The organism is Flavobacterium weaverense (genome assembly GCF_003688495.1).
In the GTDB taxonomy this organism is placed as follows: Bacteria; Bacteroidota; Bacteroidia; order Flavobacteriales; family Flavobacteriaceae; genus Flavobacterium; species Flavobacterium weaverense.
This window is the reverse complement of the sequence record NZ_REFH01000007.1, coordinates 798,673-824,113: the sequence shown is the minus strand read 5'-3', so window position 1 is coordinate 824,113 and position 25,441 is coordinate 798,673. Positions and strand designations below refer to the sequence as shown.

19 protein-coding genes and 1 tRNA gene are annotated in these 25,441 nt (G+C 34.0%); 13 read left to right on the top strand and 7 right to left on the bottom strand.

Going from position 1 to position 25,441, the window contains the following annotated elements:
* Window positions 1-1,090: 1,090 nt before the first annotated feature.
* Complete coding sequence (locus BC961_RS03680) at window positions 1,091-1,456, bottom strand: hypothetical protein (protein ID WP_121924484.1); 366 nt, start codon at window positions 1,454-1,456, stop codon at window positions 1,091-1,093.
* Between the two features lie 161 nt (window positions 1,457-1,617).
* Between BC961_RS03680 and BC961_RS03675 the strand changes: the two genes are divergently transcribed.
* The 6 genes from BC961_RS03675 (at window position 1,618) to BC961_RS03650 (ending at window position 8,822) form a co-directional block, all read left to right on the top strand.
* Entirely contained in the window at window positions 1,618-1,878 is a 261-nt protein-coding gene (locus BC961_RS03675; RefSeq protein ID WP_121924483.1) for a heavy-metal-associated domain-containing protein, read from the top strand.
* An 84-nt stretch (window positions 1,879-1,962) separates the two neighbouring features.
* Complete coding sequence (locus tag BC961_RS03670; protein WP_121924482.1) at window positions 1,963-2,295, top strand: ArsR/SmtB family transcription factor; 333 nt, start codon at window positions 1,963-1,965, stop codon at window positions 2,293-2,295.
* 16 nt (window positions 2,296-2,311) lie between these two features.
* The gene (locus BC961_RS03665; protein ID WP_121924481.1) at window positions 2,312-2,782 is read left to right on the top strand and encodes a DUF6428 family protein; all 471 of its coding nucleotides are present in this window, start codon (window positions 2,312-2,314) and stop codon (window positions 2,780-2,782) included.
* A 181-nt stretch (window positions 2,783-2,963) separates the two neighbouring features.
* A complete protein-coding gene (arsB, locus tag BC961_RS03660; RefSeq protein ID WP_121924480.1) occupies window positions 2,964-4,016 on the top strand; it encodes an ACR3 family arsenite efflux transporter in 1,053 nt (350 codons plus the stop codon).
* 421 nt (window positions 4,017-4,437) lie between these two features.
* A complete protein-coding gene (locus tag BC961_RS03655) occupies window positions 4,438-7,455 on the top strand; it encodes a SusC/RagA family TonB-linked outer membrane protein (protein WP_121924479.1) in 3,018 nt (1,005 codons plus the stop codon).
* An 11-nt stretch (window positions 7,456-7,466) separates the two neighbouring features.
* Window positions 7,467-8,822, top strand: coding sequence for a RagB/SusD family nutrient uptake outer membrane protein (locus tag BC961_RS03650; protein ID WP_121924478.1), 1,356 nt, complete (start codon window positions 7,467-7,469; stop codon window positions 8,820-8,822).
* A 144-nt stretch (window positions 8,823-8,966) separates the two neighbouring features.
* On the opposite strand, the gene rocF is transcribed toward BC961_RS03650, so the two are convergent.
* A complete protein-coding gene (gene rocF / locus BC961_RS03645; RefSeq protein WP_121924477.1) occupies window positions 8,967-9,932 on the bottom strand; it encodes an arginase in 966 nt (321 codons plus the stop codon).
* Window positions 9,933-9,946: 14 nt separating this feature from the next.
* A complete protein-coding gene (gene rocD / locus BC961_RS03640) occupies window positions 9,947-11,230 on the bottom strand; it encodes an ornithine--oxo-acid transaminase (RefSeq protein ID WP_121924476.1) in 1,284 nt (427 codons plus the stop codon).
* A 227-nt stretch (window positions 11,231-11,457) separates the two neighbouring features.
* Between rocD and BC961_RS03635 the strand changes: the two genes are divergently transcribed.
* The 5 genes from BC961_RS03635 (at window position 11,458) to BC961_RS03615 (ending at window position 17,192) form a co-directional block, all read left to right on the top strand.
* Window positions 11,458-11,910, top strand: coding sequence for an Lrp/AsnC family transcriptional regulator (locus tag BC961_RS03635; protein ID WP_121924475.1), 453 nt, complete (start codon window positions 11,458-11,460; stop codon window positions 11,908-11,910).
* Window positions 11,911-11,951: 41 nt separating this feature from the next.
* Window positions 11,952-12,815, top strand: a complete 864-nt coding sequence (locus BC961_RS03630) for a cyanophycinase (protein ID WP_121924474.1) — start codon at window positions 11,952-11,954, stop codon at window positions 12,813-12,815.
* A gap of 1 nt (window position 12,816) precedes the next feature.
* Window positions 12,817-15,018: a penicillin acylase family protein gene (locus tag BC961_RS03625; RefSeq protein WP_121924521.1), complete on the top strand. Its 2,202-nt coding sequence runs from the start codon at window positions 12,817-12,819 to the stop codon at window positions 15,016-15,018.
* Window positions 15,019-15,129: 111 nt separating this feature from the next.
* Window positions 15,130-15,900, top strand: a complete 771-nt coding sequence (locus BC961_RS03620) for a dienelactone hydrolase family protein (RefSeq protein ID WP_121924473.1) — start codon at window positions 15,130-15,132, stop codon at window positions 15,898-15,900.
* A gap of 278 nt (window positions 15,901-16,178) precedes the next feature.
* Complete coding sequence (locus BC961_RS03615) at window positions 16,179-17,192, top strand: M28 family metallopeptidase (protein WP_121924472.1); 1,014 nt, start codon at window positions 16,179-16,181, stop codon at window positions 17,190-17,192.
* 223 nt (window positions 17,193-17,415) lie between these two features.
* Here the strand turns inward: BC961_RS03615 and BC961_RS03610 are convergent.
* The 4 genes from BC961_RS03610 to BC961_RS03595 all read right to left on the bottom strand — a co-directional run bounded on the left by BC961_RS03610 (window position 17,416) and on the right by BC961_RS03595 (window position 19,856).
* Window positions 17,416-17,491 (bottom strand) — tRNA-His (locus BC961_RS03610).
* A gap of 75 nt (window positions 17,492-17,566) precedes the next feature.
* A complete protein-coding gene (gene bshB1, locus BC961_RS03605; RefSeq protein WP_121924471.1) occupies window positions 17,567-18,283 on the bottom strand; it encodes a bacillithiol biosynthesis deacetylase BshB1 in 717 nt (238 codons plus the stop codon).
* A 77-nt stretch (window positions 18,284-18,360) separates the two neighbouring features.
* Window positions 18,361-19,419, bottom strand: coding sequence for a chorismate-binding protein (locus BC961_RS03600; protein WP_121924470.1), 1,059 nt, complete (start codon window positions 19,417-19,419; stop codon window positions 18,361-18,363).
* Window positions 19,419-19,856 carry a PaaI family thioesterase gene (locus tag BC961_RS03595; RefSeq protein ID WP_121924469.1) on the bottom strand — a complete coding sequence of 146 codons (438 nt, stop codon included), beginning with the start codon at window positions 19,854-19,856 and terminating at the stop codon, window positions 19,419-19,421. Before BC961_RS03595 ends, BC961_RS03600 begins: the two co-directional genes overlap by 1 nt.
* A 114-nt stretch (window positions 19,857-19,970) precedes the next feature.
* On the opposite strand from BC961_RS03595, the gene BC961_RS03590 reads away from it, so the two are divergent.
* Window positions 19,971-21,497 carry a hypothetical protein gene (locus BC961_RS03590; protein WP_121924468.1) on the top strand — a complete coding sequence of 509 codons (1,527 nt, stop codon included), beginning with the start codon at window positions 19,971-19,973 and terminating at the stop codon, window positions 21,495-21,497.
* A gap of 259 nt (window positions 21,498-21,756) precedes the next feature.
* Entirely contained in the window at window positions 21,757-25,410 is a 3,654-nt protein-coding gene (gene purL / locus BC961_RS03585; protein WP_121924467.1) for a phosphoribosylformylglycinamidine synthase, read from the top strand.
* Window positions 25,411-25,441 lie beyond the last annotated feature (31 nt).

The window sequence follows — 25,441 nt, the reverse complement described above, 5'->3', positions numbered from 1 at the left end:
TAAATAAAATCTAAACTAGTTATTATGCGACTCCAATTCTATCGGTTTTTTCAAATCTCTCGATTCTATTACTCTTATTCTTTTGTTCTAACATCGCTGTTAGAACGGCTGTCAATTCAATATGTCTAGGAACGTGTTCTTCTTGTTTTTATCGTCTCAATTAACACAGACAATGTGTCTCTCAAGGCGGGTGCAAAAGTACAACCTCTTTTTAAATCTCACAAGGCTTTTTGAAAAGTTTTTTAGAAAATAAATTTTCTCTGCTTTTCAAGTGATAATTCGATCTCTCAACTTACCCACCTGCTCAATCTGTCTAAGAACTTGCTACCCGTTAGGGACGGCAAATGTAATTACTTCTTTTATTTCTGCCAAATCTTTTTTCTAAAACTTTCGCCTTAATTTTGATTCGATTTCCATTATTTAAGTAAGAACGTCTGCGCTGTTGCGGGTGCAAAACTACAACGTTTATATCGTTATACAAGCTTTTTTGCGAACTTTTATTTAACAATTTAGTACCGTTCTATTTAAATAGCTTAAAACGTGAAACTTGAATGGTGAAATATTTTACTGCAACTGTAATAGTATTGCAAAATCTACGAGAAATTTACGGTTTTCGCTATATTACTTTATATGCTGAATAAATTTTCAGTTCCTAAATAGTGTCTACTACTACAGTCAAGCATAAAAAAACCTTTCTATACTACACTGTGAATTTTAAAAACCGCGTTCCTTCTATTATATAAGGAAGAGTTTCAGTAATAATTTGACGAAACTAATGTAAAGGTTCAAAAATGAAGTTCATTATACACAAACCATAATTATAAATTAAATACCCTTTATATATAGGAGAGTTTAAAGGTCGTCATTATAATTCTAGTCCGCGTTAGGGATAGCAGGGGATAGCCCACAGCAAAGTGAAGCGAAACGAAACTTTGCGAGGACTTGAAGCGAATAGCCCGACCCTTTATAAAAAAGAGCCTGTTACCAAAAAGGGTAACAGGCTCTTATTTTATAAAGGGTAACGCCCAAAGCAAAAAATTAAATAGTAGTATGATTTAAAGGCTAAAGTAATAAACTACACTATAAAAAATTAATTGAGATCGTCCTCTGAAGTGTTTTCTTCTAAATCATTATGATTGTCGCCACCAATACTGTAATAATTATTCTCCTCGTCCTCACTTCCGATTTTTTCTTGTGCATCATCTAGTTCGGAACCGGGAACATCAAGGTCAGATCCTGACATATCGGAATCAAAATCTTTCTCATTAAATTCTCCAGCACTATTAATTTCAACTGGAACTTTATTTTTTGTAATATCTTCAGGGTTTATATCTGATTCTTTTTTAAATTGATTGTATATATCTTCACTTGACGGATACATAATAGGATCTAATGCATCATCGCCGTCATTTTGCTTCTCTTTATTTGCGTCTCTATTTTTCTTATTCTCTTCCATATCTAAGTACTTTAAGTGATTTGTATCATACTAAGTTACTCTAAATTGAGTTAAAATAATAATAACGATTCTATTTTTAGCAATTAAATAAGTAACTTTAAACTATTGAAAATTCGTTATTCAAGTATTAAAACAAATTCATAACCTTAAAAAAAAATAAAATGAACATTATAGAAGACAATGTAATTCCAGGAGTTGAAGGTAGAACTTTTGGAACTAATGCAGTTGAAGATAAAGATTTACTAGCAATAAAAGCTGCAATTCAAGAAATTAATGGCATCAAAGACATTACAGTGGACCATGTGATTTTTCCAAGAGAATTTACAGTGTTCACTATTAATGTTATCGCTATTTCGGAAATTCAGAAAAAAGTTAAACAAGCAGGATTTCATGCAATACCGAAACAAGAGCTAGACGTTTAAAAATAAGTCCCTTTAAATAATTATTTAAAGGGACTTATTTTTTTAAAACTATATCGTAATATTGCAATATAAAATTAAAAAAAATTGGGAGTTACTAAATCTTATCATTTTACAGAACTACAAAATGAATTAGCTTCATTATTGAAGGCTATCGCTCACCCAGCTCGGATAGCAATTATTCAACATTTATTAAAAGTAGAAAGCTGCATTTGTAGCGCTATCGTCGATGAAATACCATTAGCACAACCTACAATTTCTCAGCATTTAAAAGAATTAAAAAATGCGGGTCTCATTAAAGGCACTATTGAAGGTAATTCAATTTGTTACTGCTTGAATGAGCAGGGTTTTAATAAAATAAAAGGATTTTTAGAAATAGTGAGTTCGCATCTAGAAAGTCAAAAAAAGCAATGTTGTTAATTTAAATTATCAAAAAATGAAACTATCAGAAATCAAGAAAACGTTGAGCACATTAGATAACGTTGCATTTATATTACCAAATGGAACTTATGTCCCCGAACACTTTCACGTCACTGAAGTAGGACTAGTTACTAAAAATTTTATTGACTGTGGGGGAAAAGTTAGGAAGGAAAAGGTTGTTAACTTTCAATTGTGGGATGCTAATGATTATGAGCATCGCTTAAAACCTAATAAACTTTTATCTATTATTACTCTTTCAGAAAAAACACTAGGAATTGAAGATTACGAAATTGAAGTCGAATATCAAACAGAAACTATTGGAAAATACGACTTGGATTTTAATGGTAAAGATTTTACACTAATTAATAAAAAAACCGCTTGTCTAGCCGAAGATCAATGTGGTATACCGAAAACTAAAAATAAAATCCAATTTTCTGAAATTTCAAAGGAAGCTAATAGTTGCACGCCAGGCGGAGGTTGTTGCTAGTTTTAAATTATAATTAATCATAATAAGTTTAATTGACTCAGTACATGTTAATTCCTTTTTACTTCCCACTATCAGCATATCGTGAAAAGCTATTTGTCATGATTCAATCGCTTCTATTATCCGCTACTATGAACTAAGAAATTAAAAAATGATAGGCACTTTCAAGCACAAAAATTAAAGAATGGCATCAAGTAATAAAAGATTAAAGTTTTTAGACAGACATTTAGCACTATGGATTTTTCTAGCAATGTCTTTAGGAGTTTCAATAGGATATTTTATTCCATCAAGTAGTACATTTATAAGTTCATTCTCAAATGGAACAACTAATATACCATTAGCAATTGGCTTAATACTAATGATGTATCCGCCTTTGACTAAAATTGATTTTTCTAAAATCTCTCTAATTTTTGAAAAGCCAAAATTACTCACCGCATCTTTTTTGGTAACTTGGATATTTGGTCCTTTTCTGATGTTTTCGTTAGCCACAGTCTTTTTAAAAGATTATCCAGAATATTTAACAGGATTAATTATAATAGGAATAGCGCCCTGTATTGCAATGGTTATCGTGTGGAATGAATTAGCAGAAGGAAACAGAGAATTGGCAGCTGGACTAATTGGCATCAACAGTTTGCTCCAAGTATTCTTTTTTGGGCTCTACGCCTACTTTTATCTTGAAATAATGTTACCGCTTTTTGGAATTAAAGGTCTTGCCTTGAATATAACTGTGACACAGATCGCAACAACAGTTGCGATTTATCTAGGAATTCCATTTCTATTGGCTGTGGTCAGTCGATTCACTATAAAAAAGTACATGGGTGAAAAATGGTTTGCTCAAAAATTTATTCCATTCGTGTCCCCTATTACACTCATCGCGTTGCTATTTACAATCATACTAATGTTCAGTTTAAAAGGAGAAATGATTGTCGAATTACCATTTGACGTTATACGAGTTGCTCTACCTTTACTTTTATTTTTTACGATAATGTTTTTCGTGATGTTCTTTATTTCGAAAAAAATAGGCGCGAATTATAGAGACGCAGTCGCACTTTCATTTACTGCCTCAGGAAATAATTTTGAACTCGCTATTGCTGTTTCTATTGGAGTTTTCGGAATCAATAGTGGTCAAGCGTTTGCGGGAGTGATTGGTCCGCTAGTTGAAGTTCCTGCATTAATACTATTAGTAAAAGTTGCTTTTTGGTTAAAGAAAAAGCTTTACAAATTAGAAGTTAATTAGCAGTTGTTCAAACCATTATTTAAACGATTCATTTCCATATATTTTAGCAGAATTCAAAGTTAGCACAATCATAAAAATGTTAATCCATAATTTCAGTCTGCACTCAATTTTCTAAAGTCCAATTCCACTACTATTTTTGTTTTTCTGCAACACTCACGCCAAACCAATTTAAAATTCATTACAATATTGATTGTCCCCATTTAAATTTTCATTATTGACTATTATTAATTGCTTAATGTCTTGAGAACTAAATGTTCTAATAGAGAAAACATAATGATGAATGTCAGTTTTCTTAACTAATTTTGACTATTAAATAAAAATTTAAGGTAAAACATATTTATTTAACAATTTTAACGTAAAACTATTTTTATTTAACAATTTATTTGGATATTTGAGGGAACTAATCTTAAATATACCAAAAATGAGAATTAAATTTAAATATTTTTTGAGCATTTTAGCTGTGCTTTTGGTGCAACTAACTTTTGCCCAAGAAAGTAGATTTTCAGGTAAAGTCACTGATATGAGTGGACTTCCTATTCCAGGTGCAAATATTGTTGTGAAGGAGTCGAAAGTGAGCGCCCAAGCTGACTTTGATGGCAATTTTGTAATAACAGCAAAAAAGGGCCAAATTCTTATTGTAAGTTTTGTGGGTATGAAAACTGTGGAAATTTCTGCTGCACCTTCCATGCTAATAAAGCTGGGTGATTCATCGAACGAACTTGAGACCGTTTTTGTCGTAGGTTTTGGTACACAAAGCAAGAAAAAATTAACGGATAACATTGCTCGTGTAACGGCTAAGGACATGGAAAACGTACCCGTTTCCAATTTTCAAAATGCCATGGTAGGTAAATTAGCTGGTGTCCAAATCACACAAATCAATGGAAAAGTAGAAGGTGGTGTAAAATTGAGAGTCCGCGGTGTTTCTAGCATCTCCTCTTCTCAAGAGCCTTTATACGTTCTAGACGGTATGCCATTAATAAATGATAATGAAAGTGGTTCATCGGCACCTATTAATCCATTAATTTCCTTAAATCCTAATGACATTGAATCTGTTGAAATTCTTAAGGATGCTTCATCTGCTGCTATATATGGTGCTAGAGGAACTAACGGGGTTGTACTTATCACTACAAAACAAGGAAAATCAGGTAAGACAAAAATTTCATTAAATACTTCTGCAGGATGGAGCGAAGCAACGCACAAGGTGAGTTGGTTAAACGCTGCACAATATGCTGAATTATTTACCGAAGCATCTGCATACCGATATGGTGCTGCCGATTTGTGGTTGACAGAGCCAGGCGGAGTTTTTGATGGTTATGCTAATGGAAAAGATTGGAGAACGGGCGAAGTTGATACTGACTGGCAAGATTTAGCATTAGTTAAAGGAGCTGTTCAAGACCATACGTTTTCAATTTCTGGTGGAGACAGTAAAACTTTATTCTTTCTTTCTGGTGGTTACAATAATACTGAAGGAATTGTAAGAGGAAACAATTTAGATCGGTATTCTTACAGAGGAAATTTAGACCATAAAATTTCTGATAAATTCAGAGTTGGTTTAAATACTAGTTTGAGCAAAACAAATATTACAAGAATAGGATCTGATAATTCTTTTGCAACACCGCTACAGGCGGTTGCTCAGACTCCCTTGGCGCCAGCCTATCTTAACGATGGTGTAACTCCAAATAACGATACTACATTGTACTACAATTTCCTAATGCAGCAATTTAATGGAAATTGGGATGCCAATATTTTTAGAACATTGATGAATTCTTATGCAGAATTTAAAATTATACCGGAACTAAGTTTTAGAACAGAATTAGGTTACGATAATAATAATCAAACGGAGGAATATTTTGCTGGTAGTTTAACGGAATCTGCTTCAACTAATGGTTATGCTGATGCAAATGCTATTCAATCTGACAAATACAGTATAAATAATTATTTGACGTATTCTACAAAATTCAATGAGAACTACAATTTAGAAGTAGTAGGCGGAATGAGTTTTGAAGAAAGTGCAAGAAAAAGACAATATGTTGCTGGTACAGGTTTTCCATCAGACGACTTACAAACGGTGGAAAGTGCATCTGAAATAACAGCTGGAACTTCTAGTAGAACCAAGTACAATTTCCTTTCTTATTTTGGAAGAGCAACAGTTTCTATTATGGATAAATATCTTTTAAAAGGAAGCTTACGTTATGATGGTTCTTCTCGATTTGGGGCTTCAAATCGTTACGGTATATTTCCCGCAGCTTCTGTAGGTTGGATAATATCACAAGAAGATTTTTTAAAAGAAAGTAGTGCTATTAATTTATTAAAATTAAGAGCTAGTTATGGAGTAACAGGAAATGCTGGAATTGGAAATTTTGCTAGTTTAGGATTATTTAGTGGATCCTCTTATAATAAGCAATCAGCGATAAATCCTTCTCAATTAGTTAACCAAGATTTAAAATGGGAAAAAACAAACCAAGTTGACGTAGGAATTGATTTTGGTTTTTTAAATAATAGGGTAAGCGGCGAAATTGATTACTATGTAAAAAAAACAAATGATCTTTTATTAAACGAACCATTACCTGGTACATCAGGATGGAGCTCTTTAACTCGCAATGTAGGCTCATTGACTAACAAAGGTTTTGAATTTGTACTAAATACTACAAATTTCAAAAATGATAAATTGACTTGGAAAACCTCATTAAATCTAGCTACATTAGATAATAAAGTAACAGAATTGCCCGGTGGCGATATTGTTGCAGGACAAAATATAGTAAGAGTTGGTGAAACTATTTCTTCCTTTTACGTAGTAGAATATGCAGGAGTTGATCCAGCAAATGGGAATGCGTTATTTTACAAAAACACTTTACTTGCCGACGGAACTTTAGACAAAGCAACCACAAAAACGTATAGTGATGCACAAAGAATTATTGCCGGAAATCCTTATCCAACATTAATGGCTGGAATGACCAATACTGTAGCATTTAATAATTTTGATTTTTCCTTTACCTTCCAAGGAGAATGGGGAGCGTCTATATACAATGAAGCTGGAAAATTTCAATCTAGTAATGCTAGATATAAAGACAACCAAACGTCAGATCAAATGAACAGATGGCAAAAACCAGGAGATATCACAAGCGTTCCGCAGGCAAGATGGGGTCGCAGTAATGGTGAGCAAGCTTCTACTCGTTATTTAGAAAAAACTGATTTTGTTCGTTTGAGAAATCTATCATTTGGATATACATTGCCTAAAACAGTTACTCAAAAAATATCTGTAGATAGACTTCGCATTTATATGACGGGATTGAATTTATTAACCTTTACAAATTATCAAGGATACGATCCAGAATCATCATACGACAATAATGGAGATTCAAATATTCAAAAAGGAATCGCATTTTATTCAGCACCTCCTGCAAAAACGATAATTATTGGATTAAACATTGACCTTTAATAAAATCAGATATGAAAATATATAACTATAGAATAATCATAGCAATAGTTGTAATGTTGTCTTTTACTGCGTGTGACGACAACTTAACAATTAAACCGGAACAATCAATCCCAACGGAGATCGCAATTAGTACACCGTCAAACCTTCAGAAAATATTAAACAATGCTTATGGCGATGCGCGATCAAGTGCATTATACGGTGGCGGAATTGCTCTAGTATCTGAATTAATTGCAAACGACGGAGATCTTTATTGGGATGGGACATACGTTCAACCTAACCAATACGATGAGAAAGAGATACTAACAGACAATAGTTTTGTCGAAAGCTTATGGTTGAGAGCTTATAAAATTAGTAATCAAACTAATATTGTGTTAGACAATCTAGCTGTTTTTACAGATGCAAACGATAAAAATCAAGCTAAAGGAGAAGCGCAGTTTCTTAGAGGATTAGTTTATTTTGATTTAGCTCGTTTATTTGCTAAGCCTTTCGTAGCTGGAGCAGTAAATAATCAGCTTGGCGTTCCTATCATTTTAGAGCCAAATTTAGACCCTACAAAAATCACTTTTCCAGCGCGAAATACCGTAGAAGAAGTTTACAAGCAAGTAATAATTGACCTGAAAGATGCTTACACGCTGTTACCAGCTTCAAATGGTGTTTATGCAACAAAATATAGTGCAGCAGCTTTACTTGCTAGAGTTTATTTGCAAAAAGGTGATTATGTTAATGCACTAGCAATGGCTAATATTGCCATTAATAATAGCGGTGCATCGTTAGCAAGTACTTACGCAAAGACTTTCAATAATTCAGAAAATTCAACCGAAGATTTGTTAGCTTGGCAAGTTAGCAGCCAAGATGCAAGTGCTAATGACTTCAATGTGTTTTGGGCCGGTGCTGATTTTGGAGGACGTTCTGGAAATCCTGATATTAGCATTGAAGATCAACATTTCGACATTTATGACGATGCTGATGACCAAAGAAATAATTTCTTTTACGAAGCAGATAATATATGTACGACCAAGTGGAAGAATCAGTATGGAAACATTCCATTTTTACGCTTAGCCGAAATGTATTTAATTCGCGCAGAATCTAATTTTAGAGGAGCGACTCAAGTTGGTATTTCACCAGTAGATGATGTTAATATATTGCGTGCAAGATCAGGCGCCTCATCATTTGGTAGTGTTACTTTAGCAACAATTCTAATGGAAAGAAAAAGAGAATTATCATTTGAAGGTTTTGCTTTGTTTGATGCTAAAAGATTAAAGCAAAATATAGGATCGTTGGCTTATGACGCAAATAATCTAGTGCTACCTATTCCATTAAGAGAAATGGATGTAAACAAAAAATTAGTTCAAAATCCAGGTTATTAGATAGTATTTTTTTTAGCAAAAAGATTATTTAAAATAGTAGCTAATTAAATAAAATACCCCTTAAAAACACTAATCAAATTTTGATTTTATAGTGGATTTAAGGGGTTATTTATGTAGAAAAGCTAACTTTTTAAAAAGAGATAATTAGTTCTCTATTGACTGTAATGTAACGGTAATTGCTTCCAATACTTCAAAAGCAGTTTCAGCCATTTTATTTCCTTTTGTGTCTAAAAGCGGATTAACTTCTACAAATTCTATACAGACAACTTTCTTATTTTCAATAATTTGGTTGATAATAGCTATAATCTCGTGTTGATCAAACCCTTTTGGAACCGGCGTACCTGTTCCATAAGAAATCGTGTCGCAGTCCATCGAGTCAACATCAAAAGAGATATAAATAATTTCACAATGTGAAAGTTGAGCTAATGCTTCATCAACACATTTTTCCAATCCTCTATAACGTACTTCCTCAACTCTATAATTTTTAATTTGGAGTTTTTCAATTTGCCTATCCTCCTCTTCTTCAGTATCTCGAACACCAAAATAGATTAAATTTTCTGGTTTAATTTTTGGGCCTTTAAGACCAATATTTTTCATATTGTCCCAATGTTGCTTCGTTTCCGAAGTTACGTCATTGGTATTTCTAGAGCTTAAATTATCCTCTGCCAGCGCTGCTGCAATTGGCATACCATGAATATTTCCAGATGGCGATGTATATGGCGAATGTAAATCTGCGTGGGCATCAATCCAAAAAACACCTATGTTTTTATCAGGATAAGCAGCTTTAATTCCGCTTATGGTTCCTAAAGCAGAAGAGTGATCCCCAGATAAAACAATAGGAAAATAATTGGATTCTAGATTTTCTTTCACCGATGAACTAACTCTCGTACATTGTTCTAAAACATGCTCAATCCTTTTAGCAAAAGAACTTTTATTCCTATTATAAATGGATTCGTTATGTGTTTTTACATCTTCAAATTCAAAACTGTTAAAATAATTACTATTCTGATTTATTGCTGCAACTTCGATCGCATCAATTCCCAAATCAGAACCTCGCGTTCCGGCACCAATATCTGACCGGTTTTTAATTAATTTTATAACTTTATTCATTCCTCGCTTTTAAATTATTTAAAATCGTTAAGCGCTCTTTCGATAATAGCTAAACATTCGTGAATTTGCTCCTCAGTAATTACTAATGGTGGCGCAAATCTAATTTTATTACCATGCGTTGGCTTAGCCAATAATCCGTATTCACTAAATTTCATGCAAATATTCCAAGCTAAATCAGATTCCTCATCGCAGTTTACAACAATTGCGTTTAAAAGCCCTTTCCCTCTTACAAGTGTAATTAGAGAATTTCTAGAAGCGATTTCATTTAATCCTTTTCTCAAAACTTCTCCTAAATGCTGCGCATTTTTAGCTAAATTTTCTTCTTTTACTACCTCAAGGGCAGCAATTGCAACCGCTGCAGCAACTGGGTTTCCTCCAAAAGTAGATCCGTGTTGACCTGGTTTTATTACATTCATAATAGCATTATTTGCTAAAACTGCAGAAACTGGATAAACACCGCCAGAAATTGCTTTTCCTAAAATTAGGATATCTGGTTTTACTTCTGGTTTATTTTCGCAACCGTTATTACAGTCACAATTGCCACAAGTTGCCAATAATCTTCCTGTACGAGCGATTCCTGTTTGTACTTCGTCAGCAATAAATAAAACGTTATGCTCTTCACATAATGCTTTGGCTCTAGCTAAATATCCTTCAGCAGGAACGTAAACGCCCGCTTCACCTTGAATAGGCTCTACTAAAAAGCCTGCTATATTTTTTGAATTTTTCAATACTTCTGCTAATGCATCTACATCATCATAAGGAATTTTGATAAAACCAGCCGTAAATGGTCCAAAGTTTTTACGAGCACTTTCGTCATTCGAAAATGAAATAATAGTCGTTGTTCTACCATGGAAATTATTTTCACAAACAATAATTTGCGCCTGATTTTCAGAAATTCCTTTTACTTCGTAAGCCCATTTTCTACAAATCTTTAATGCTGTTTCCACTGCTTCAGCACCAGTATTCATTGGTAAAACTTTATCAAAGTTAAAGTAGTCAGTCACATATTCTTCATACGGTCCTAATTGATCGTTATGAAAAGCACGAGAAGTCAATGTCAAAGTCTGCGCTTGTTTTACCATCGCACCTACAATTTTTGGATGACAGTGTCCTTGATTAACCGCAGAGTAGGCTGATAAAAAATCATAGTATTTTTTACCATCTACATCCCACACAAATACACCTTCACCTCTTTCTAAAACTACAGGTAAAGGATGGTAATTGTGAGCACCATGTTGGTTCTCTTTTGCTATCAACGCTTCAGATTTTGAAGAAAGTTTTTGGTCTGTGTGTGTCATGTTGTTTGTGATTTAAAGTAATAAGATGCAAAACTACTACTATTTTTTAAAAAGCCAATTAAATTATACTTTTTGACTTTAAAATAGAAATATTTTAAAAGGATTTATTTTAATTAGGCTTTAAATAAGTCATTTCAAATTATTTAATTTCAATTAAAGATGTGCTCAAAAATAAATATTATATGTACATTTATAGCTACGCTAAAGCTTAAAATATTCAAAAAAATATGGATCAATTAGACGAATTCGATATCAATATAATCAAAGAATTAGAAAAAGACGGAAGAATGGCTTATTCCGCGATTGCAACCAATTTGAAAATATCAAACACGATGGTTCATCAGCGTATAAATAAATTGACAGAACAAGGAATTTTAAAAGGAATCAAGCCTGTTATCGATGAAAAAAAAGTAGGTTACGATTGGGGTTCATTTACAGGTTTAACTTTAAATAAAGATCAAGACTCTGGGCGAATAATCGAAGAATTAAAAAAGATTCCAGAAATCACAGAATGTTATTTTATAACAGGTTCCTTCACTTTGTACATAAAAATAATAGCGAAGAACCATGAGCACATGCGTAAAATTCTCTATGAAAAGATTGATAACATTCCTGGAATTGCAAAAACAGATTCAATTATGGAATTAGGTTGTGCATTTAAGCGAAATGTGTCACTTTAAAAAAGTATTATAATTCTATTAACCAAGCCAAAAACCAAGTAATGAAAAAATCATCATGTTCCATTCTCGACTATAAAAGAATTATTACAATTTTCATTTTGTTTTTTTGCGCAAGCTCACAAGCGCAAAATCCAAAAGGAAAGCTATTTATAATTGGTGGCGGAGATCGATCTGATGCGCTGATGACACAGTTAATTAGCGTAGCTGAGCTAACAACAAAGGATTACATTGTCGTTTTACCTATGTCAAGCGGAGAACCTATTGAATCTTTCAACTATTTTAAATCTCAGTTTAAAAAGCTGACTCCAAATCCAATTATCATGATGAATTATGATAAAACGATGGTAAATAATAAGGTTCTAAATGATTCTTTGCAAAATGCAAAACTTATATTTATTAGTGGAGGCGATCAAACTCGCTTTATGGATGTAGTAAAAAACACTTCCGTTTACACTGCGATTCACAAAGCATACGAAAATGGAAGTACAATTGCAGGTACAAGTGCGGGCGCTGCAGTAATGTGCCAACACATGATTACGGGAAATCAAAAATTACAGACTAAGTACTCCGAAACTTTCGACAATATAAGATACGACAATCTTGAAACTACTGTTGGTTTAGGATTAATAAAAAATGTAATTATCGATCAACATTTTATGAAAAGAAGTAGGTACAATCGATTAATTTCTGCACTAGTTGAGTTTCCAGATCATATAGGAATTGGTATTGATGAAAGTACTGCCTTGATTGTTCGAAATAAAGAAATCGAAATTGCTGGTGAAAGTGAAGTAATTGTGGTTAAAAAACCAAAAGGAATTATAAAATCTCGAAAAAACAATTTAGTTAGCATAAAAAACCTAGAAATGGCAATCTATTTTGAAGGTCAAAAATTTAAAATCAAATAATATGAAGTATCTCAAGAACCATTTTACCGTACTACTTTTAATTATCAGCATTAGTTTTTCTGCCTTTTCGCAAAAAGCAAATAACGCTGAAATCAAAAGATTAGAAAATCTTGCGAAGAGTGTAACTATCATTCGAGATAATTGGGGAATCGCACACGTATATGGAAAAACAGATGCCGATGCCGTCTTTGGCATGCTTTACGCACAGTGCGAAGATGATTTCAAGCGCGTTGAAATGAATTATATTGAGAAGCTAGGTCGTCTTGCAGAAATAAAAGGACAAGCCGTGTTGTATAACGACTTAGAAATAAAACTTCTAATTGACACTGAAGAAGCAAAAACGGACTACAAAAAAGCAGCACCTTGGTTGAAAAAATTATTAAAAAGTTATGCAGATGGAATAAACTTTTACTTGCACAAGCATCCTGAAGTAAAACCTGCATTACTCACTCATTTTGAGCCATGGTTTCCATTATTATGGACTGATGGAAGTATAGGTGCAATAAGCACCGCTAATCTTTCAACTGGTGAATTAAAAGCATTCTACTCTGGAAACAATGATAAAGTAGCATACATAGAAAGAGAAAAAGATGTGCAAACGGGCTCTAATGGATTTGCAATAGCACCTTCAAAAACAGCTTCTGGAAATGCTATATTATATATCAATCCACACACTACTTTTTATTTCCGCCCAGAGATACAAATGAGCAGTGAAGAAGGATTGAATGCATACGGAGCGGTAACTTGGGGGCAGTTTTTTATCTATCAAGGCTTTAATGAAAGTTGCGGTTGGATGCATACCTCATCAAATGTTGATGTAGCAGATGTGTACGCAGAGAAAATTGTAACCAAAAACAAAAAATTGTTTTACGAGTACGATGGTAAATTAGTGCCTGTAATTGAAAAAATGATCACCATCAAATATCTTAAAAACGGAAAACTGATTCCTAAAACTTTTAAAACCTATTACACAAACCACGGTCCGATAATGGCTAAAAGAGATGGTAAGTGGATTAGTTTAAAATCTAATAATCGCTCAATGAAAAGTTTAGAGCAAAGTTGGATTCGAACAAAATCTAAAGGATTTGAGGATTACAAAAAAGCGATGGATCTAAAAGCTAACACTTCTAATAATACTGTTTACGCAGACAAAGAAGGTAATATTGCATATTGGCATGGAAATTTTGTTCCTATCAGAGATAAAAAGTTTAACTGGTCAAAAGTAATGGATGGAAGTACTTCGGCAACACAGTGGAAAGGTTTACATGAGGTTTCAGAAACAGTTCATTCTTACAATCCTACTAATGGCTGGTTACAAAATTGTAATTCTACACCTTATTCCGTTGCAGGAGAAAATAGTCCGAAAAAAGAAAATTATTTACCTTACATGGCGCCTGATGGCGAAAGTTTTAGAGGTTTGAATGCTGTTAGACTTTTAAGTAAAGGAACAGACTACACTTTGGACAAAGTAATTGCTGATGGTTACGACACTAAGTTGACTGCTTTCGAATTTCTAATTCCTGCTCTTCTTTCTTCTTTCGAAAAGAACGTAAATAAGAATGATAAAGCATACTCTGAAACAGCTGAAGCAATCGATATATTAAGAAAGTGGGATTATTATGCTAATAAAAATTCTGTTGCTACAACGATAGCTGTAGAATGGGCTTATAAATTAGATCCAATAATCCAAAAAGTCTATACTGATGAAGGAGAATTAGATCAAGTAGAAAATACTCGTGCATTTGCAAAAAATGTAAAACCAGAGCAAATGATACCGCAGTTACAATTAGTTCTAAATGAATTGAAAGTGAAATTCGGAAAGTGGCAAATTCCTTGGGGCGATATCAATCGATTCCAAAGAACTTCAGGAGCTATTGATTTAGTTTATGACGATGCTAAAGAAAGTTTACCCATTGGATATGGCCCAGCGTTATGGGGAAGCTTGCCAGCTTACAAAAGCAGTTATCAAAAAGAAACCAAAAAACGATACGGATTTAACGGAAATAGTTTTGTGTGCGCGGTCGAATTTGGTGCCAAAATAAAAGCTAAATCACTGTTAGCCGGAGGAAATAGCGGCGATCCAAAATCAAAACATTTTTATGATCAAGCGGAGATGTATCGCGAAGGAAAATTTAAAGATGTCTTATTTTACAAAGAAGATGTACAAAAAAAAGCAGAACGAACGTATCATCCAGGCGAATAAAAGCTTCAACTATAAGATTTAAAAATACAGTCATAAAATAAAAAAATAAAAGTCTGCTTGCCTAGATAACATAAATTCAGAATTTAGTAAAAAATAAAAAAAACACAAAATATGAAAAACACCTTATTTACATTATTAGGTTTATTGTTGTTTTCTGCATCGTCATTCGCACAGCTGAAAACAGTAAAATACACTGATGGAGACCAAAAACTAAACGGTTTATCTATTGCTCCTATAAAAGGTAGTATGACGAAGCCTGGAATATTGATCTTACCTGCTTGGAAAGGAATTGACGCTCATTCAAAAAGATCTGCTGAAAAACTTTCAAAATTGGGTTACTACGCATTTGTTGCTGATATTTACGGAGAAGGTAATTATCCCACTAATACACAAGAAGCGGGGAAAATGTCTGGTTTTTACAAAAATAATATCGCGGATTATCAAAGAAGAATTCAGCTAGCTTTAAATCAGTTAGTAAAAGCTGGTGCAAATGCTGATAATATTGTCGTAATTGGATATTGTTTTGGTGGTACAGGAGTACTTGAAGTTGCTAGAACAGGAATGAAGGCGCAAGGAGTTGTTTCATTTCACGGAGGTTTAGGACGCGATTCAGCAAGAACGACCACGCCGATAAAAACTAGAGTTTTAGTGTTACATGGTGCAGATGATCCTTACGTTCCTGCAGCTGAAATTTCTGCTTTCCAACAAGAAATGAGAGATACAAAAGCAGACTGGGAAATGATTTACTACGCTGACGCGGTTCACGCTTTTACAGAAGTAGAAGTTGGAAACGATAAATCTTCTGGAGCGGCTTACAATGAAAAAGCAGACAAAAGATCTTGGGAGCGCATGAAAACTTTCTTAAAAGATGTTTTGAAATAAGATTGTAAATACCCTTTTTTTTAAGGCAGTATAAATTTGTTGTTTTTATTAATTAAATGATCTTAATTAATAAAATAGTACAATTTATGCTGCCTTCTTTTTTGTGCTAAAAATTAAAAATAAAATTATCAGAAAGGTTTAAAAAGTAAAATGAAAAATAAATCAATCTCATAATGTGTTACGAATAACAAAATTTAAATAGCAGTAAAGCGTTTTAATTATATTTATTCCTATTTTTACCCTTTGCCATTTATCAATTTATTATTTATATCCAAAAAATGAAAAAAATCCCTTTATTAAGTCTGTTCGCTATTATAACATTTAGCTGCACCTCTCAAAAAAGCAGTGTTACTCAAGTAGAACCGACCAAATACATGAATTCGATTACAGCTGACGAGCTTAAAACACATTTGTATATCGTTGCGTCAGACGAAATGGAAGGTCGCGAAACAGGTTCTGAAGGCCAGAAAAAAGCTGGTGTATATCTTATCGATCAATACAAGAAAGATGGTATTTCCTTCCCTGCTGCAGCTACTAATTTTTACCAACATATTCCTGCTGCATTCCTTAATGCAAAACGCAATGAGAATTTGCCAGATTCAGAGAATATCTGGGCGTATATTGAAGGTTTAGAAAAACCAAATGAAGTTCTTGTAATCTCAGCTCACTATGATCACGTAGGAACTAAAAAAGGAAAAATTTATAACGGTGCAGATGATGACGGTTCAGGAACAGTTGCATTATTAGAAATCGCACAAGCTTTCCAAATGGCTAAAAAAGCAGGACACGGACCGAAGCGTTCTATTTTGTTTCTTCACGTAACTGGCGAAGAACATGGCTTACACGGCTCGAGATACTATTCTGAAAATCCTTTATTTCCGTTAGTCAATACAATCGCAAATATCAATATTGATATGATTGTCCGCCGCGATGACGCTCACGCTGACAGTAATAATTATGTATATGTTATTGGAGCAGATCGTCTATCATCTGATTTGGATACAATTTGTACAGAAGCCAACGAAAAATACACTAAAATGAATTTAGATTATAAATTCAATGACCCCAAAGATCCAAACCATTTTTATGAGCGTTCTGATCATTATAACTTTGCAAAAAATGGAATTCCATCTGTATTCTTCTTCAACGGAGTCCACGCGGATTATCACAAGCACACTGACACTGCAGAGAAAATTGAATACGATGCTTTGGCTAAAAGGACTCAATTTGCTTTTGTGACCGCTTGGGAACTTGCAAATAGAGAAAACAGACCAGTTGTAGATAAAAAATAGTATTTGGGCACATCCACGTTTCCACTAGCGTTACAACGTGGTCGGGCTATTCGTTTCAATCTTTTTATGCTGCGTACCTCCGCATAAAAAGGATTTTCACTACTATCCCTTGTGCAAAAAAGAAATATATAATCAGTCTTGACGAAATTCAAGACTGATTTTTTTTACACAAAACTTTATTGCACAAAAAAAGCCTCTCATTTCTGAGAGGCTTTTGCCTTTTGGGTGGGAGACGGGGCTCGAACCCGCGACCCTCGGTACCACAAACCGATGCTCTAACCAACTGAGCTACAACCACCATAATGCTTAGCGGTGGCAAAGATACAATATAAGTTTACTTTTGCAAATAATTTTTTCAAAAAATTACATCTATTTTACTTCAAATCTGCTAAGCTATTGACTGCCAAATATCTTTCAACTGTAAAACCTTCCGCGTGTTCTACTCCAGAAAGTCTACCTAAATCTCTAGAGCGATAATTTAAGCTTTCTAGGAAGTTTTTACTGCTAATTGGTGATTCTGGTTCTTTAGAATTTGGATCATAAAACTGAGAACCATAAGCTAAAATCGATTCTATTTTTTTATCTGTAAATCCAGTTATGTCGACCACAAAATCAGGTTCGATATTTTTCCATTGAATATAATGATAAACAAGTTTTGGTCTCCAAGCTTTTTGTTGTTCTCCATCTAATTCAGTTTCAATTTTCATTAAACCAGATAGAAAGCACGCGTCAGAAACTAATTTACTTCCCTTTCCATGATCAATATGACGATCGTCTATTGCATTGCACAAAACAATCTCAGGTTGGTACTTACGAATCATTTTTATGATTTCTAATTGGTGCTTTTCGTCATTAACAAAAAACCCATCACGCATTTCTAAATTTTCACGTGCCACAACACCTAAAATTTTTGCAGCAGCATTCGCTTCCTGATCTCTAATTTCAGCAGAACCACGTGTTCCTAATTCACCACGAGTCAAATCAACAATTCCGACCTTTTTTCCTAATGAGATTTCTTTTAAAATAGTTCCGGCACAACCTAATTCTACGTCGTCAGGATGTGCTCCAAAAGCTAGTATATCTAATTTCATATTTATATATTTTTATTTTCCGCTACGCGGTTTAATTGTTTTAGTTGATAATCACAATAATTTTCGAAAAGTCTAAATTACAATACCTTTTTCATTGTCATTGATTTATTCACACTTTCCTCCCACTCTTTGTCAGGAATACTATCTTTTGTAATTCCGCAACCCATATACAAATGAGCTTGAGAGTTTTTAACTTCCATACATCTTAAATTCACAAACAAATCTGAGCTTGCTTTCTTATTTGTAAAGTTACAATTTAGTTCACCAAGAAAACCTGTGTAAAAACCTCGGTCGTATGGCTCGTTTTCGATAATGAATTCCTTTGCTATTTCTTTAGGCAAACCGCAAACTGCTGGCGTTGGATGAAGTAATTGAACTACTTCTTTCAAACTAGAATCAAAATTTAAATCTCCTGAAACATCAGTTTTTATATGCCAAATACTTCCTGCTTTAATACTATACGGTTCTGTGAACTTTACATCTGAAGCTACGCTTTCAAGTCTTGAAACTAAATAATCAGTAACAAATTGCTGCTCTTCTTTTTCCTTTTCGCCCCACAATATATCCGACGAACCAGTATCTTTTTGCGTTCCTGCGAGTGAAATGGTTTCAAATTTGCCTCCGTTAACTTTTAATAATTGTTCTGGAGTTGCTCCAATCCAATTACCGATTTCTGGATGATAAAAACAGTATACAAAGGCTGAAGGGTAAAGTTGAACCAACTTTTCAAATGTTTCAAACATATTAAAATCTTCAATATTAACATGCTCTTTTCGTGATAAGACGACCTTTTTGAATTGGTTATTTGATATAGCTAGAATCCCTTTCGAAACTAAAGATTCAAATTCCCTTTTAGCAACATCATCGCCTGCTCTAAATTGTGTTTTAGAAGGTAGTGATTCTTTACTATTCAAAGAGAAATGCATTATTTCTGACTCCTTTTCTGGGATTAAATAAGTTTTAGTTCCATCAAAACTTGCAAAAACAAAACCTTTTTCGCTAAAATCATTTACTGAAAATAAACTATCATCTTTTTGAAACATAGCAATAACACCCTCAACATTTGGTTTTGAATACAACACAAATGGTAATTGATTTATTAAATGATTTTGAATTTTACTTTCGATTTCTGCCATTATTTATCCTCGCTTTTTCTCTTTGGCAAAATCATATTGGTCAACTTACACAGCGAAATTAAATTGTTGTTCTCGTCGACAATTCTAATTTCCCATAAGTGAATACTACGTCCTTTATGAACAATTTTTGCTGTAGCGGTCACAATTCCATTACGTTTTGATTTTAAGTGATTAGCAGATATTTCTATACCTCTCACATCGCTCACTTCTGGATTTACAAATAACATTGATGCCGCACTTCCTACACTTTCAGCTAATGCTACCGTTGCACCACCATGTAATATCCCCACAGGCTGATGAACTGAAGAATTAACGGGCATTGTTGCAACCAAAAAATTCTCACCTGCATCTGTATACGTGATATTCAAGGTTCGCATTAATGTGTTTTCAGAAATTTTATTACAGTAATTCAGTATTTTTTCTTTATCAAATGACATGTTAGTGGCTTTTAATCTGTAAAATTAAATAAAAGATACGGGAGAAGATAGGAATTACATTTGTAATTCTAATTTCATTATAGATTTTGCCTATTTTTACAAAAAAAACATAAAATGCGTCCACAAATAGTATTGACTTTTATTGCAATTATAATATCTATTTGCTCCTGTCGCTCTGATTTTGAAACCATTGCTAGCTCAGGTAAATTAGAGTTTTCTAGAGACACTATTTATCTAGATACTGTGTTTAGTAATATTGGTTCTAGTACGTACAGACTGAAAGTTTACAATAGAAGTAAGAGCGACATTACCATTCCTACTATAAAACTAGCTAAAGGACTTAATTCTAAATATCGAATGACCGTTGATGGAATGCTAGGGACAAACGGAAAAAATTTTAATAATGTAGATTTATTGGCTAAAGATAGTTTGTATATTTTTATCGAAACTACAGCAAATATCGCCGACGCGAATCCTACCGATTTTTTATACACTGACCAAATTCAGTTCGACGGAGGTCAAAATCTTCAGAGTATCGAATTAGTTACTCTTATTCAAGATGCAGTTTTTCTATATCCAAAACGTTTTGTTGATGGCACAATCGAAAAACTTCCTATTGGCGATCAAAAAATTGAAGGGTTTTATTTGGACGAAAATGATCCCGTTAATGGAAACGAGTTACAATTCACAAAAAATAAACCCTACGTCATTTATGGTTACGCAGCTGTCCCTAGCAATAAAACTGCGACTTTTGAAGCCGGAACCAAAGTTTATTTTCATTCTAATTCAGGTCTTATTGTTTCCAATAAAGCATCCATAAAAGTAAATGGCTTGGTTTCTACAACTGATAAATTGGAAAATGAAGTTGTTTTTGAAGGCGATCGTTTAGAACCTAATTTTGAAAACGTACCAGGACAATGGGGAACTATTTGGCTTGCTGACGGCAGTACTAACAACTCCTTTAATCACTTAACTATTAAAAATGCAACCATTGGATTGTTAATTCAAAATAATGATGGAACAACAGTTTCTATCAAAAATACCCAAATTTACAACTCGACTAACTACGGAATTTTGGCGCAGACCGGAAAAATTAATGGAGAAAATATAGTTACTAATAATGCAGGACTAGCTAGTTTAGCTTGTAATTATGGAGGTAGTTATAAATTCACGCATTCCACTTTTAATAATAACTGGAACAGTTCGCAACAAGTAGCTCTATCCTTAAGTAACTATTTAACCGGTGCTATTCCAGAAGCTAAAGATTTAGCGGAAGCTACTTTTAATAACTGTATTATTTATGGATCGTATTCGAATGAACTGACGCTGAATAAGAAAACGGGAGCTGCTTTTAAATACCAATTTAACAACTGCTTGATAAAATTTGATAATACATCTAGTCAGTTCGCAACTAATCCAGATTATCAGTTCACAACTGATGCCGTACATTACAACGCTATTATTTTAAATAAAGATCCAAAATTCTTCAAAACAGCACAAAACAAATTAAATATAGATGCTGCTTCTGCTGCTTTCGCGAAAGGAAATTCGGCCTATTTAATTCCAACAGATGTTTTAGGCAAAATGAGAACTTTACCTCCTGATTTAGGAGCATATCAGAATATGAAATTTCCGAAGTAGCAATCATTTCAAGCATTGCTTATATTAATTATTGCAATGTCTTTGTCATACTGACGAAGGAAGCATCTCTATCACAATGTTTCAGATTGTAAATTATATAGTATTAGCAACGTCGATTGTAGAATTCTAAACTTCGAATAATTTGCATTTGTAACATGCAATATAGAAATTTGGCACATCAAAAATTGAATTTTTAATCCTTGCGCTTACTACTTTTTTAAACTAAATTTGCACCGTAAATACAACTAACTACACAACAATGATCCATTTCTTTGAAAACCAAAGCAAAACTGTTTTTGCAGTGCAAACGCAAAACGAAATTTCGGCTCAAGACATTTCAAAATTAAATTGGCTTTTTGCCGACTCAAATAAAATAGAAAAATCCGTACTCACGGATTTTTTTGTTGGACCACGTGCCACTATGGTAACTCCGTGGAGTACAAATGCTGTTGAAATCACTCAAAATATGGGGATTTCGGGGATTATTCGAATTGAGGAATTTTACAAAGCAACGGAAGATTTCACTGATTTCGATCCTATGCTTTCGCAAAAATATGCAGAGTTACATCAAGATATTTTTAATATCAATGTACAACCAGAACCTATTTTAGACATCGAAGATATTGATGCTTACAACAAGAAAGAAGGTTTGGCCTTGAGCCTTGAAGAAGTAGAATATTTGGATAATTTAGCAACCAAATTAGTTAGAAAATTAACTGATTCTGAGATTTTTGCTTTCTCCCAAGCAAATTCAGAGCACTGTCGTCACAAAATTTTCAATGGAACATTTGTAATTGATGGCGTAGAAAAAGAAACCTCTCTTTTCAAATTAATCAAAAAAACATCTCAAGAAAACCCGAACGATATCGTTTCAGCGTATAAAGATAATGTGGCTTTTGTAAAAGGGCCAAGAGTTCAACAATTTTCTCCCAAAACCGGTGATAAAGCTGATTTCTATGAAATCAAAGAATTTGATTCGGTTATCTCCTTAAAAGCAGAAACACACAATTTCCCAACAACCGTAGAGCCTTTCAACGGAGCTGCAACAGGTTCTGGTGGAGAAATTCGGGATCGTTTAGCTGGTGGACAAGGTTCGTTGCCGTTAGCAGGAACAGCAGTTTATATGACTTCTTATTCTCGACTAGAGGAAAATCGTCCTTGGGAAGATGCGGTTCCAGCAAGACCTTGGTTGTACCAAACTCCAATGGATATTTTGATTAAAGCCTCTAACGGAGCTTCAGATTTTGGAAACAAATTCGGACAACCGCTAATTACTGGATCTGTTTTAACTTTCGAACACCAAGAAAACAATCGCAAAATTGGTTACGATAAAGTAATCATGCAAGCAGGTGGAATTGGTTACGGAAAATTAGATCAAGCCATTAAGAAAAAACCACAAGAAGGCGACAAAATCGTTATTCTAGGTGGAGAAAATTATAGAATCGGAATGGGTGGTGCTGCAGTTTCCTCTGCAGATACCGGAGCTTTTGGTTCAGGAATCGAGTTGAATGCGATACAGCGTTCAAATCCAGAAATGCAAAAACGTGCTGCTAACGCCATTCGTGCCTTTGTAGAAAGCGACAATAATCCAATTGTTTCCATTCACGATCACGGTGCTGGAGGACACTTAAACTGTCTTTCTGAGCTCGTGGAAGAAACAGGAGGATTGATAGATTTAGATAAATTACCTGTGGGTGATCCTACCCTTTCGGCAAAGGAGATAATCGGTAACGAATCTCAAGAAAGAATGGGATTAGTTATTGGTCACAAAGATATTGATTTATTACAAAGAGTTGCCGATAGAGAGCGTTCTCCAATGTACCAAGTAGGCGATGTTACTAACGATCACCGCTTTACTTTTCAGTCAAAATCTACTGGCGCTAAACCAATGGATTATGCTTTAGAAGATTTCTTTGGTAGTTCTCCAAAAACGGTGATGAATGATAAAACGATTTCTTACAACTATGCGCCTTTAGAGTATTCAGTTAAAAATATTTCGACTTACTTACAACAAGTATTGCAATTAGAAGCAGTGGCTTGTAAAGACTGGTTGACTAATAAAGTAGACCGTTGTGTAGGTGGAAAAGTAGCCAAACAGCAAACGGCTGGACCATTGCAATTGCCATTAAATAATGTTGGTGTAATGGCATTAGATTATCAAGGAATTGAAGGTGTTGCCACATCAATTGGGCACTCTCCTATTGCCTCTTTGATCGATCCTATTGCAGGTACACGAACTGCTATTGCAGAATCATTATCAAACATTGTTTGGGCTCCTATAAAGGATGGAATGAAAGGAATTTCACTATCTGCTAACTGGATGTGGGCTTGTAAAAACGAAGGCGAAGACGCTCGTTTATACGCAGCGGTAGAGGCTTGTTCAGAATTTGCAATTGAACTGGGAATCAATATTCCAACAGGAAAAGATTCGCTTTCGATGAAACAAAAATATCCAAATGACGAAGTAATCGCACCAGGAACGGTTATTATTTCGGCAGGTGGTAATTGTACTGATATTAAAAAAGTAGTAGAACCTGTTTTACAAAAAGACGGTGGTTCTATTTATTATATCAATTTGTCGCAAGATGATTTTAAATTAGGAGGTTCGTCATTCGCACAAACTTTAAATGCAATTGGAAACGAAGCACCAACGATTAAAAGTGCTGTCTTCTTCAAAAAAGCATTTAATACCATTCAAGAATTAATTTTAGACAACCAAATTCTGGCAGGACACGACATTGGAAGTGGTGGTTTGATTACTACTTTATTAGAAATGTGTTTTGCTGATGTGAATTTAGGTGCTAAAATTGATTTCTCTGTTTTTGAAGAAAAAGACATCATCAAGTATTTATTTGCTGAGAATATCGGAATTGTTTTCCAAGCTAAAGATAATGCAACGATTGAAGCTAAACTAAATGCTAATGGAGTTGCTTTTTACAAATTAGGAAATGCAACTAATGAACCAAGCTTAGACTTTGGGCATTGCAAACTAGACATCGCAAAATACAGAGACATTTGGTTTAAAACTTCGTTCTTATTAGATCAAAAACAATCCAAAAACGGAACGGCTCAACAGCGTTTTGATAATTACAAAAACCAACCATTACAATATACTTTCCCAACTCATTTTACAGGAAAAAGTCCAGTAATCGATAATTCGAAATCACGTCCAAAAGCAGCTATTATTCGTGAAAAAGGAAGTAATTCTGAGCGTGAAATGGCAAATGCAATGTATTTGGCTGGTTTTGATGTAAAAGACATTCACATGACTGATTTAATTTCGGGACGTGAAAATCTAGAGGACATTCAGTTCATCGGAGCGGTTGGAGGTTTCTCTAACTCTGATGTTTTAGGTTCTGCTAAAGGTTGGGCGGGAGCATTTAAATACAATGAAAAAGCAAATACAGCATTAAATAACTTTTTCAAACGAGAAGACACTTTATCTGTTGGAATTTGCAACGGTTGTCAATTATTCGTCGAATTGGAATTAATCCATTCAGAGCACGAACAAATGCCAAAAATGTTATATAATGACAGTAACAAACACGAAAGTATTTTTACATCAGTTACTGTACAAGAAAACAAATCTGTGATGCTATCGAGCTTAGCTGGATCGACATTAGGAGTTTGGGTTTCACATGGTGAAGGAAAATTTGAATTGCCATTAGGCGAAGAGCGTTACAACATCGTTGGAAAATATGCTTACGAAGGCTATCCTGCTAATCCAAACGGTTCGCATTATGATGTGGCCATGCTTTGCGATCTTACAGGACGCCATTTAGTTACTATGCCGCATATCGAACGTTCTACTTATCAATGGAACTGGGCTCATTACCCAAAAGATAGAAACGACGAAGTTTCTCCTTGGCATGAAGCATTTATCAATGCCAGAAAATGGATTGAAAACAATTAATATTTAGTTTTTTATTTATGGAAAGCGTTCT